The 12,432-nt window shown below is 30.2% G+C and carries 12 protein-coding genes; all 12 read left to right on the plus strand.

Features of this window, described 5'->3' with window-relative positions:
• The first annotated feature begins 3 nt into the window (after positions 1-3).
• The 12 genes from ACTG3V_RS08185 to ACTG3V_RS08240 all read left to right on the plus strand — a co-directional run bounded on the left by ACTG3V_RS08185 (position 4) and on the right by ACTG3V_RS08240 (position 12,371).
• On the plus strand, positions 4-972 hold the full coding sequence (locus ACTG3V_RS08185) for an MlaD family protein (protein WP_439131670.1): 969 nt from the start codon (positions 4-6) through the stop codon (positions 970-972).
• Positions 973-996: 24 nt separating this feature from the next.
• Complete coding sequence (locus tag ACTG3V_RS08190; RefSeq protein ID WP_439131671.1) at positions 997-2,313, plus strand: 4Fe-4S dicluster domain-containing protein; 1,317 nt, start codon at positions 997-999, stop codon at positions 2,311-2,313.
• Positions 2,314-2,396: 83 nt separating this feature from the next.
• On the plus strand, positions 2,397-3,176 hold the full coding sequence (locus ACTG3V_RS08195; RefSeq protein WP_439131672.1) for a (Fe-S)-binding protein: 780 nt from the start codon (positions 2,397-2,399) through the stop codon (positions 3,174-3,176).
• Between the two features lie 3 nt (positions 3,177-3,179).
• Positions 3,180-3,587, plus strand: a complete 408-nt coding sequence (locus ACTG3V_RS08200) for an SPOR domain-containing protein (RefSeq protein ID WP_439131673.1) — start codon at positions 3,180-3,182, stop codon at positions 3,585-3,587.
• Between the two features lies 1 nt (position 3,588).
• Positions 3,589-4,101, plus strand: coding sequence for a PH domain-containing protein (locus tag ACTG3V_RS08205; protein ID WP_439131674.1), 513 nt, complete (start codon positions 3,589-3,591; stop codon positions 4,099-4,101).
• Positions 4,094-5,596, plus strand: a complete 1,503-nt coding sequence (locus ACTG3V_RS08210) for a PH domain-containing protein (RefSeq protein ID WP_439131675.1) — start codon at positions 4,094-4,096, stop codon at positions 5,594-5,596. The genes ACTG3V_RS08205 and ACTG3V_RS08210 overlap by 8 nt, the downstream gene beginning before the upstream one ends.
• A complete protein-coding gene (gene menA, locus ACTG3V_RS08215) occupies positions 5,587-6,519 on the plus strand; it encodes a 1,4-dihydroxy-2-naphthoate octaprenyltransferase (RefSeq protein WP_439131676.1) in 933 nt (310 codons plus the stop codon). The genes ACTG3V_RS08210 and menA overlap by 10 nt, the downstream gene beginning before the upstream one ends.
• 23 nt (positions 6,520-6,542) lie before the next feature.
• Positions 6,543-7,055, plus strand: a complete 513-nt coding sequence (locus ACTG3V_RS08220) for an SRPBCC family protein (RefSeq protein WP_439131677.1) — start codon at positions 6,543-6,545, stop codon at positions 7,053-7,055.
• Between the two features lie 9 nt (positions 7,056-7,064).
• The gene (locus ACTG3V_RS08225) at positions 7,065-8,102 is read left to right on the plus strand and encodes an o-succinylbenzoate synthase (RefSeq protein WP_439131678.1); all 1,038 of its coding nucleotides are present in this window, start codon (positions 7,065-7,067) and stop codon (positions 8,100-8,102) included.
• Positions 8,103-8,132: 30 nt separating this feature from the next.
• Positions 8,133-9,095, plus strand: coding sequence for a lysostaphin resistance A-like protein (locus ACTG3V_RS08230; RefSeq protein WP_439131679.1), 963 nt, complete (start codon positions 8,133-8,135; stop codon positions 9,093-9,095).
• A complete protein-coding gene (locus ACTG3V_RS08235; protein ID WP_439131680.1) occupies positions 9,082-10,185 on the plus strand; it encodes an AMP-binding protein in 1,104 nt (367 codons plus the stop codon). Before ACTG3V_RS08230 ends, ACTG3V_RS08235 begins: the two co-directional genes overlap by 14 nt.
• Before the next feature lie 98 nt (positions 10,186-10,283).
• Positions 10,284-12,371 carry a YfbK domain-containing protein gene (locus ACTG3V_RS08240; RefSeq protein ID WP_439131681.1) on the plus strand — a complete coding sequence of 696 codons (2,088 nt, stop codon included), beginning with the start codon at positions 10,284-10,286 and terminating at the stop codon, positions 12,369-12,371.
• Positions 12,372-12,432 lie beyond the last annotated feature (61 nt).

Here is a 12,432-nt window from a genome sequence, read left to right on the forward strand (position 1 = left end):
AAGATGTCAAAAGAATTAAAAACAGGTATCATTGTTCTCATAATAATCATTGGTTTTTTCTGGGGATTCAATTTCTTAAAAGGGCACGATTTGTTAGATGGCAAAGCAAGAACTTTTTATGTAGAGTATTCTAAAATTGGTGGTTTAAATAAAGCTAGTGCAGTTACTTTAAATGGTTTAAAAGTAGGACAGGTTAGTAATATTGTTTTTGATGAAAGACCAGAAACAAGAGGCTATTTAATTGTTAGCTTTAACGTAGAAAGCGATTTTGAATTTTCTAAAAATAGTGTGGTAAAAATTTATTCACCAAACCCTTTGGCTGGTTCAAGTTTAGCAATTATTCCAGATTACGAAGGTAAGCCTGCGGTTTCTGGAGACACATTACAAGGTGAAATGGAGGAAAGTCTTTTTACTTCTATTGGAGAAAGGTTAGATCCTTTACAAACAAAAGTTGAAAAGGTAATTGAAAAAGCAGATACTCTTTTTGGAGGAATCAATAAAATTTTAAACAAAAAAACAATTGATGGTATTAACACATCAGTTTCAGACTTTTCTGTAATTATCTCAGAACTAAAGCAAACCATAAAGTCTGTAAATAGCTTTGTTGCCAATAATCAGGCTAACTTAAAATCTACGATTGAAAATACTAAAAATATAACTGAAAACTTAACCCAGGTTACAGATACTTTAGCAACTGTAGATATGAATGCTATTATTGCAAAAGCAGAAAATGCTATAGATAATTTTAATGAATTATCTAAAAAACTTAATGCAAATGAAGGCACTTTAGGTAAGTTCTTAAATGATGAAAAGTTATACGATAATATTGAAGCAGCCACGAAAGAGTTAGAACAATTGTTAAGAGATGTAAAATTGAATCCTAAAAGGTATGTTCATTTTTCTGTATTTGGTAAAAAACCAAAAGAATACAGGCCTTCTTTGCCTGATAGTTTACGATTAATTAAAGATTAATTCTTATAAAATATATAGAATAACATGCAATATTTACCCAACATATTTTTTGCGTTAGCGTTAATAGCTGGTATTGGTTTTTTTGTGATGAATGTCAGAAAATTATCAAGAAATATAAAATTAGGAAAAGATGTAAACAGAACAGATCGAAAACCAGAACGTTTAAAAAATATGATGATGATTGCATTAGGGCAATCTAAAATGGTAAAAAGACCATTTTCAGGGTTCTTACACATCATTGTATATGTTGGTTTTATCATTATAAATATCGAAGTTTTAGAAATTATTATTGATGGTTTGTTTGGTACGCACAGAATTTTTCTCGAAGTTATTCCTGCATCTGTATATGGGTTTTTAATCGGTACTTTTGAGATTTTAGCAGTACTCGTTTTAATTACGGTTGTTATCTTTTGGTTACGTAGAAATGTGTCTGATATTAAGCGTTTTATGAGTAGGGAAATGAAAGGTTGGCCAAAAAAAGATGGGAACTACATTCTATATTTCGAAATCGTATTAATGACCTTGTTTTTAACGATGAATGCTACAGATACTGCTTTTCAACAAGCAGGAATTGGAAATCCAATCAGTCAGTTTTTGGCACCTTTATTTGAAGGCTATTCTCCAGAAACCTTACATATTATTGAAAGAACAGCTTGGTGGATTCATATTTTAGGGATTTTAACTTTCTTAAATTATTTATATTATTCTAAGCATTTACATATTTTATTAGCATTTCCAAATACTTATTTTGCAAATTTAAATCCAAAAGGACAGTTTAATAACCTAGAATCGGTTACCAATGAAGTAAAATTAATGATGGATCCAGATGCAGATCCATACGCAATGCCAGAAGAAGGTACAGAAGAGGAAGTGCCAGAAAAATTCGGAGCTTCTGATGTTACAGATTTAAACTGGGTACAATTACTAAATGCGTATACCTGTACAGAATGTGGTAGATGTACTTCTTCTTGTCCAGCCAACTTAACCGGTAAAAAATTATCTCCTCGTAAAATTATGATGGATACTAGAGATCGTTTAGAAGAAGTTGGTAGAAATATAGATGCAAATCAAGGTAAATTTAAAGATGATGGCAAACAATTATTAAACGATTATATTACTCCAGAAGAGTTGTGGGCGTGTACAAGTTGTAATGCTTGCGTAGAAGAATGTCCTGTAAACATAGATCCATTATCTATTATTATGGATATGCGTAGGTATTTGGTGATGGAACAAAGTGCAGCACCACAAGAATTAAATATGATGATGACTAATGTAGAAAATAATGGAGCTCCTTGGCCATACAATCAACAAGACAGGTTAAACTGGGCAAACGAAGAATAATCAATTTTTTAATTAACAATTAACAATTAACAATTATCAATTACGAATTCAATTCATAATTCATAATTTAAAATTTCTATTTTATGAAAGTACCGACAATGGCAGAGATGATGGCACAAGGCAAACAACCAGAAGTGTTGTTTTGGGTTGGTGCTGCAGGTAGTTATGATGATAGAGCAAAAAAAATATCAAGAGCATTTGTAAAAATATTACATCAAGCTAAAGTAGATTTTGCGGTTTTAGGAACCGAAGAAACCTCTACAGGTGATGCTGCAAAAAGAGCAGGAAACGAGTTTTTGTTTCAAATGCAAGCCATGATGAATATTGAGGTCTTAAATGGATATGAGGTTAAGAAAATTGTAACTTGCGATCCGCATTCTTTTAATACTTTAAAAAACGAATATCCTTCTTTAGGTGGTAAATATGAAGTTTATCATCATACTCAATTTATACAAAACCTTATTTCAGAAGGGCGTTTACAAATTGATGATGCAACTTTAAAAGGAAAAAGAGTAACCTTTCACGATCCGTGTTATTTGGGTAGAGCCAATGAAGTGTATGAATCGCCAAGAGCTTTAATAAGAAGATTAGGTGTAAATCTAACAGAAATGAAACGTCATAAAGAAACAGCTTTATGTTGTGGCGCAGGTGGTGCACAAATGTTTAAGGATGCTGAACCTGGTGACAAAGAAGTTAATGTTTTAAGAACAGAAGATGCTTTAAAAACCAAACCAAATATTATTGCTACTGGTTGCCCTTATTGCAATACAATGATGACAGATGGTATTAAATTTAAAGAAAAAGAAGGGCAAGTTGAGGTAAAAGATATTGCAGAATTAATTGCAGAAGCTAATAAATTGTAGATCATGAAAAACGTATTAATAGGGGTATTATTTTTTTTAATGATGTTTTCTTGTGGAAAAAAAGAAGCATCTAAAGGGAATACAGAACCCAAAACACCAGAAATAGAAAATGTTGCACCAAAAGTTGAAGAGGTAAAAGAGGAGCCAGAGGTACAAGAATACATACCTGAATTAATTTTTACAGTACAAATTGCAGCATTGAGAAAACAAAACGAAGATTTATATAGTATTGAAGGCGTTAGTACTTACAATGAAAATGGATTTACAAAATTTCGTTTAGGAGATTTTAAAACTTATAAAGAAGCTAGAGCATTTAGAGCACAAATTTTAAATGAGTATAAAGGGGCATTTGTACAGGCCTTAAAAAATGGTGTTCCAATTTCAATTACAGAAGCATTGCAAAACCAGTAATATGGAAGAACAATTTCAAAATGATATAGTTTTAGATTTACCAGACATTACTAAAATCGAGTTTAAAAGAATTGATAAAAGTTACTTAAAAGTAATTACCATCAATTTTTTTTTAGTTTTTTTGCCTTTTTTAATTGGGCTTATTGCTTTGCACCAATTTGTTTTTACAGAGCCGTTTAATGAGTATATAATTTACATTTATATCCTCTTTTTTGTTTTTTTTGGATGTATTTTTGGATTTATTCGATTAAGTTTTCCTCTTAGAAAATATGCATTAAGAGAAAAAGATATTTCTTACAAACGTGGTTTATTGATGAAAAAAATGACAACAGTACCATTTTCTAGAATTCAACATGTAGAAATAGATGAAAAACCCATTTCCAGACTATTTGGCTTAGCTTCCTTAAGTGTTTATACAGCAGGTGATAGCAGTGATGATTTAGAAGTTAAAGGAATCCAAAAAGAAACTGCATTGCAAATCAAAGAATTTATTAGTACAAAAATAGATGCCTAATACATTTGATTTTTCTACGTTTTCAAGACAATCCCTAAAAGGGGTTTTGGTTATTTTTGTAAATCTTATTTACAAAGTTATAAAGGCATTGTGGATTTTATTATTCATTTTTATACAACGTTTTTCTAAAATTTCAGAGACCAATACAACGTATATTTATATAGGGATTGCTGCACTTTTTATATTTTTATTGGTAAGAGCTTTCTTAATTTATAAAAATTTTAAATTCAAAATAGCAAACGAACATTTTATCTTAAAACAAGGTATTCTAAAAAAAACAAACACATCAATAGCTTTCGAGAGAATTCAAAATATCAATTTTAAACAGAATCTTGTTCAACAAATTATCGGTGTTTTTGAGGTAAGTATAGAAACTGCAGGATCTAGCAAAACAGAAATATCAATTAAAGCATTATCTTTAGAAAAAGCAACTGCTTTAAAAGAATTTATTGGCAAAAATAAAGGAATTGACGCGGAAATCCTTCAAAAAGAAGAAGATAAACCCTTGGTTAAAATAGGTGTTAAAGAGCTATTTAAAGTAAGTTTAACCGAAAATCATTTGCAAAACTTGTTCTTGTTTTTGGCCTTATTGTTTGGTTTGTTCAATCAAATTCAACAAATTTTTGATGGTTTAGGAAAAACCGAAAATTTAGATGGTTTTATCCAAGAAAATACCAACGCTTTTTCAGCCAGTATTTTTTTTATATTATTTTTGTTAACTTCTCTCACAATTATTGCATTACTCACTTCTTTTGTAAGAATTTTTCTCATTCATTTTAATTTAACTACCTTCTTAAAAAAAGATGCTTTCGAAATCAATCAAGGTTTGATTACCAAGAAGTCAATAGTTTTAAAAAAGCAAAAAATACAGAATATTACCATTTCAACAAATCCTTTAAAAAGAATTATTGGTATTTCTTTTATCACTTTTAAGCAAGCCGTTAGCGGAAAACTTAATCATAAAAAGAAAGATAAATTAATACGGATTGTTGGTTGTAAAAAAGAGCAGGTAGAAACGATAAAGTCAAGTTTATTTCATCCTTTAGAGGTAGAAAATAGTGAGAAAAAATTTCCTGATTTTTACTACAAACGAAGAATTTTTATGTTTACATTTTTATTTTTGATTCTTGTTTACGGAGCATTGTTTCTTTTGTTTAAACACTACGAAGTATTTTATTCTACAATTTTAACATTGCCAATTGTTGTATTTTTAATTCGAAAAAAAGTAAAAAAACGATTCTACAAAATTTCACAAGAAATGTTGCTAGTAGGAAAAGGTTTGTTAGAAACGCATCATATGTATTTAGAACTTTTTAAAGTACAAAACATACAAATGCAGCAAACTATTTTTCAAAAAAGGAGCAATGTTGCAGATTTGGTATTTCAAACAGCATCAGGTAAAATTAGAATTCCTTGCCTTCCTTTCAACGATGCTATAAAAATTTATAATCACACTTTGTATAAAGTAGAAACAAGCCATAGAGAATGGATGTAAAGAGTTTTATAAAAGCCGCGCGTTTACGAACTTTACCTTTGTCTATTTCTGGTATTATTGTAGGTTCTTATTTGGGAGTTCATTATCTTAATAGCATAGCTAATGCCAGTGTTAAGATAATAACATGGATGACACCAACATTTTGGTTGGCCATTTTAACCACAATTGGTTTTCAAGTATTATCTAATTTTGCAAATGATTATGGTGATGGTATAAAAGGTTCAGATAAAAATAGAACAGGAGAAGCAAGAATGGTTTCGTCAGGAGCAATTACTCCAAAACAAATGAAAATGGCAATGATTATTACAACAATTATTACTTTAATTATTGCTGTTTTATTGATTTATGTGGCTTTTGGAAGTGAGAATTTTGGATATTCAATTTTGTTTTTCGGATTAGGAATTGCTTCAATTGCAGCAGCTATAAAATATACAGTAGGTAATACTGCCTACGGATATTCTGGTTTTGGGGATGTATTTGTATTTTTATTCTTCGGATTGTTAAGTGTTGTTGGGAGTTATTTTTTATATACCAAAACCATTCGTTTTGATGTTTTTTTACCAGCCATTTCCATAGGCTTTTTAAGTACAGCAGTCTTAAATTTGAATAATTTAAGAGACAGAGAAGAAGATAAAATAAATAATAAAAACACTTTAGTGGTTAAATTAGGTATAGAAAAAGCCAAAAAATATCATTATTTTTTAATTTTCGGAGCTTTAGTTACAGCATTAATCTATGTGTTTTTAAATTTTAAAAGTGAATATCAGTTACTGTTTTTAATTGCTTTTATACCATTAATGTTAAACGTAAAAACAGTAGCTAAAAATAAAATACCTGCGCATTTAGATTCGGAATTGAAAAAAGTGGCATTAAGTACTTTTTTATTCGCAATTTTATTCGGCATAGGCAGCACAATATTTTAATCGTATAATTTTTAGGATAACAAATGAAAACAGTAAAAATAATTATAGGAATCATTTCTGCAATAAGTATAATTTTTTTTGCAACAGGTTTGGTGGTAAAAGAAACTAGCTATACAGCAGAAACTACTATAAACAAACCTGTAGAAGAAGTGTTTACAGCGTTTAACAAAAAAGGAAATATTAAAAATTGGATTCCGGAAGTAAAATCTGTAGAAGTACTAAATGAAAATATAGGAATTACAGGAAGCACTTATAAAATGGTGGTAGAAAACCAAGGGCAGGAAATTACAATGACAGAAAAAGTAATGGCCTATGTGCCTAACGAAAAAATCACCTTGTTTTTTGATGCAGAAAATATGTTAAAAACAGATGATTATACTTTTAAAGAAAAAAACGGAGTAACAACAGTTACGTTAAAAGCAAGTTGCCAAAGCGATTCTTATATTATGGCGTGTTTGTTTCCTTATTTTAAGAGCACTTTCAAAACCCAAGATCAATCGTATTTAAATAATTTTAAAGCTTTTATAGAAAAGTAATACATTGTGATGAAAGCAACTTATAAAAAATACATCCTTAATTTTAAAAACCCTAGTGGCACGTCAAGAGGTGTTTTAAGAACCAAAGAAACCTGGTTTATCATCTTAAAAAATCAAGGTAAAACTGGTGTTGGAGAAACTGGGTTGTTTAGAGGATTAAGTATTGATGATGTACCAAATTATGAACAAAAATTAGCCTGGGTTTGTAATAACATACATTTGGGTTTAAATCAATTATTATCAGAACTCATTGAGTTCCCATCCATTCAATTTGGTTTAGAACAGGCTTTTTTATCCATAGAAAGTAAAGATAAATTTGAATTATTTCCATCAAAATTTACCAAAGGTGATGAATTTATAAACATTAATGGATTGATTTGGATGGGTGATAAGCAGTTTATGAAAGACCAAATCAAAGAAAAATTAAAAGCAGGTTTTTCGTGTATTAAAATGAAAATAGGTGCTATTGATTTTGATGCTGAAATAGAATTGTTAACTTCCATTAGAAACGAATTTTCATCCAAAGAAATAGAACTTAGAGTCGATGCCAATGGTGCATTTCACCCTAAAAATGCTTTAGCAAAATTACAGCGATTATCAGCATTAGATATACATTCTATAGAGCAACCCATCAAACAAGGTCAGCTTGAAGAAATGACGAAATTGTGCGAAAAAACGCCATTAGCTATTGCTTTAGATGAAGAACTGATTGGTGTTTTTTCATCCGAAGAAAAGAAAAAAATAATTGCCCAAATTAACCCACAATATATTATTTTAAAACCAAGTTTGGTAGGTGGTTTTGCAGGCAGTACAGAATGGATTAACTTTGCTGAAGCTCAAAATATTGGCTGGTGGATTACATCTGCCCTAGAAAGTAATATTGGGTTAAATGCAATTGCGCAATTTACTTTTCAATTGCAAAATAAATTACCTCAAGGTTTGGGCACAGGTAGTTTGTTTACCAATAATTTTGATAGCCCACTAGCTGTAAAAAACGGTACATTACAATACAATTTAACACAAAGCTGGAATTTTAATTTAGGATAAACTAAATTAACAACCGAAATAAATATACAAATGAATTACATACAACAAGGTTATAAAGGAGATTTAGGAATGTGGAAATACTTGGTTTTTGCAGGTTTATTTTTCGGATTCATGGCATTGAATTTTATTGGTTTTATCATCTTGGAAAATCTTGATCCGAATTTTGATGTTGAACAAATGATGAAAGATCAAATTGCGATAAAAGGTGCAAATCGTTTTTTAGCGGAAAATTTAATTCCGTTTGCTGTAGGTTTAGTAGCCTTATTATTGTGGGTAAAGTTTTTACACAAACAAACCTTAACATCGTTCACAACCTCAAGGTCTAAAATAGATTGGAAACGTATATTTTTTGCATTCTTTTTGTGGGGAATTACAACTGCTGTTTTATTATTGATTGATTTTAACCTATCACCAGAAAGTTATCAATGGAATTTTAATTTCGATAAATTTTTGATGTTGGCAGTTATTGGTATCGCATTAATTCCGTTACAAACCAGTTTTGAGGAGTATTTTTTTAGAGGATATTTAATGCAAGGTTTAGGGATTGCCACAAAAAATAGGTGGTTTCCTTTAATTTTTACTTCAGTGGTTTTTGGATTATTGCATATTGCCAATCCAGAGGTTGACAAATTAGGATACGGAATTTTAGTATATTACATTGGTACAGGTTTTTTTCTGGGGATTATTACATTAATGGATGAAGGTATGGAATTGGCATTAGGTTTTCATGCTGCCAATAATTTAATAACAGCCTTGTTAGTTACTGCAGATTGGACAGTTTTTCAAACAGATTCGTTGTTAGTAGATCTTTCTGAACCCGAATTAGGTTTTGATGTATTTATACCTGTTTTTGTGTTTTTTCCGATATTAATTTTTCTCTTTGCAAAAAAATACAAATGGAATAATTGGAAAGAAAAACTAACTGGTACCATTGAAAAACCAGTGCATTTAGAAGAAAATTATAGAGTTTTAGACGATCTTGGAACAGACTAAATTTCATAAAAACTTTAAGCTCAATGGAAAATCTTTTAATTCTGTTGATGATCTTTTAAGTTATACAAAAGTTACTTATAGTGATATTCATCAATTTTTAGAATCTTGGTTTTCTGTTGATGAAACCATTGAGGTGCAAACTTCTGGTTCTACTGGCACACCAAAACCAATTCAACTAAAAAAAGAGTTGATGCTAAACTCAGCCAAAGCTACAGGTGCTTTTTTTAATTTACCACAAAAAACAACAGCTTTATTGTGTTTACCTATACAGTATATTGCAGGTAAAATGATGATGATTAGAGCTTTAACTTTAGGTTGGCATTTGGATGTTGTTTCGCCTACTTCAATACCTCTAAATAATGTAGACAAAAACTACCATTTTTCTGCAATGGTACCTTTACAATTAGAAAATTCGCTGCTAAAAATTAATAAAATAAAAAAACTAATTGTTGGTGGAGGAGTTGTGTTGAGTACACTTCACAAAAAGTTACAAAACATCTCAACCGAAGTTTTTGCAACCTATGGAATGACGGAAACCATTACCCATATTGCTGTAAAAAAATTAAACAAATCTTTGTCTTTTTTTGGACGATTGACCAAGCCATCGTTTTCCGTTAAAGAAAACTCATTTTATAAAACCTTACCCAACGTAACTATTTATAAAGATCAAAGAAATTGCTTGGTAATTAAGGCGCCAAAAGTAGCTGATGAGGTTATTTTTACAAATGATGTGGTACAGTTAATTTCTGATACACAGTTTATGTGGTTAGGACGTTTTGATAATGTTATCAATTCTGGAGGTGTAAAATTACATCCAGAGAAAATAGAAGAACAGTTGTCTAAAATCATTAAAAAACGCTTTTTTGTTGCTGGTATAAAAGACGATGTATTGGGTGAAAAGTTGGTGTTAATTTTAGAAGATGTCATTTCGAAGGTAGACGAGAAATCTATTTTAAGTGAAATTATGAATTTGGCTTCTTTATCAAAATTCGAAAAACCAAAAGAAATCTATTGCATAGATTATTTTGTAGAAACCAAAACCGGTAAAATTCAAAGAACCAAAACTCTGCAAAAAATCTTCACTAAATAAAACGTTGTTTTTACGCCCAAAAAGAACACGTTTACTCAATTGTTATTTTTTAAAAGGGATTGTGTAGTTAGTTTTATATCAACTTTAAAACTAATACGATGTATAAACTACTATTTTACGTATTGTTGATGGTGGAAATTTCAACAATACAAGCACAACAAAAAACAATCACAGGTACTGTTTCAGATCTCTCAGGTCCTTTGCCAGGAGTATCTATTGTTATAAAAGGTACCAATCAAGGAGCACAAACCAATTTTGATGGCAAATACACCATACAAGCAGCACCCAATGATGTTTTAGTTTTTTCTTATTTGGGCTATAAAACAATTTCAAAAAAAGTTGGTAAATCAACAATCATAAATATTACTTTAATAGAATATCAACAAGCTTTGGAAGAAGTTGTTGTAGTAGGTTATGGTATTCAGAGAAAATCTCAAACCTTGGGGTATGCAGTAACTTCTGTAAAGGCCAAAAAGAGAAAGGTATATCATAATAAAATAAGTAAAGCTTTAACAGGTAGTGTAGCAGGTGTTCATATAAACCAGTCAAACACAAATAATACTAGCATAAGGATAAGAGGTGCAGCTTCTATTACAAAAACAAAAGAACCTTTATACATTGTAGATGGTGTACCAATTCAAAATAATTACAATCCACTTATTAAAAATTTAAAAAAAGAGGATATCGAAAAAATTAATGTTTACAAATCATACAAAGCAAAGAAATTGTTTGGAGCATCTGCTAAAAATGGTTGTATAGTAATTACTACAAGAAACGGAAATTATAGAATACAAAATGACGAGTCTTATGCACATATTCAAGAAAATAAATTTAAAAGAGTGTCTTTAAATCCGTTGTCCACTTTTTCTATTGATGTTGATAAAGCTTCGTATAGCAATGTAAGAAGAATGATTAATAACGGACAAAAAGTGCCATTTGATGCTGTAAAAATTGAAGAAATGATTAATTATTTCGATTATCAATATCCACAACCTAAAGACGAACACCCTTTTGCTATTCATACAGAAGTTGCTAAAACACCTTGGAATGCAACCACAAAATTGGTTAAAATTGGTTTACAAGGAAAAACTTTTGAGCAAGAAGATTTACCAGCATCTAATCTTACTTTTTTAATTGATGTTTCTGGTTCTATGGGGGCACAAAACAAATTACCATTATTAAAAGCTGCTTTTAAACTTTTAGTAAATCAACTAAGAGCTAAAGATAAAGTATCAATTGTAGTTTACGCTGGTGCAGCTGGTGTTGTGTTAAAGCCAACTTCTGGAAATAAAAAAGAAACGATTTTGAGAGCATTGCAAAATCTTGAATCAGATGGTGCTACAGCAGGTGGAAAAGGTATTGAATTGGCCTATAAACTGGCTGAAAAAAACTTTAAAAAGAGTGGTAATAATAGGGTGATTTTAGCCACAGATGGCGATTTTAATGTTGGTGCATCAAGTGATAAAAAAATGGAGGAATTGATTGTTGAAAAACGAAAATCTGGCGTGTTTTTATCGGTTTTAGGTTTTGGTTATGGCAATTATAAAGACGCAAAATTAGAAACTTTAGCAGACAAAGGAAATGGTAATCACGCATATATCGATTCGATGCAAGAGGCACAAAAAGTATTTGGAAAAGAGTTTGGAGGCACTTTACATACAATAGCCAAAGATGTAAAAATACAGGTAGAATTTAATCCAAATAAGGTGAAAGGTTATAGGTTAATTGGTTATGAAAATAGAATGTTAAATGATGAAGATTTTTTAGATGATACTATTGATGCAGGAGAATTAGGAGCAGGTCATAAGGTTACAGCTTTGTATGAAATTATTCTTTCTGGCGAAAAAAGTGAGTTTTTAAAAGATGTGCCTGAATTAAAATATAAATCATCACAAAAAATGCAATCAGTAAATAATAATGAATTATTTACAGTGAAATTTAGGTACAAAAAACCATCAGGAACTCAAAGTATTGAAATGGTTAAAGTGCAGGAGAATATCATTTTAAAACCATCACAAGAGATGCAGTTTGCAAGTGCTGTTGCGCTTTTTGGTATGAAATTAAGAAAATCTCAATACACAAAAAATATAGAAAAGGATATTATTTTAGCGTTGGCAAAAAATGGTAGAGGAGATGATGAAGAAGGTTACAGGGCCGAATTTATTCGATTGGTGAAAAGTATTTAAGTTTACTTTTCAATCAAATTATTTAAAACAATAAATCGTCTAAAAAAGAGCTTTTTAGACG

The organism is Polaribacter sp. (genome assembly GCF_965660385.1).
Classification (GTDB): Bacteria; Bacteroidota; Bacteroidia; order Flavobacteriales; family Flavobacteriaceae; genus Polaribacter.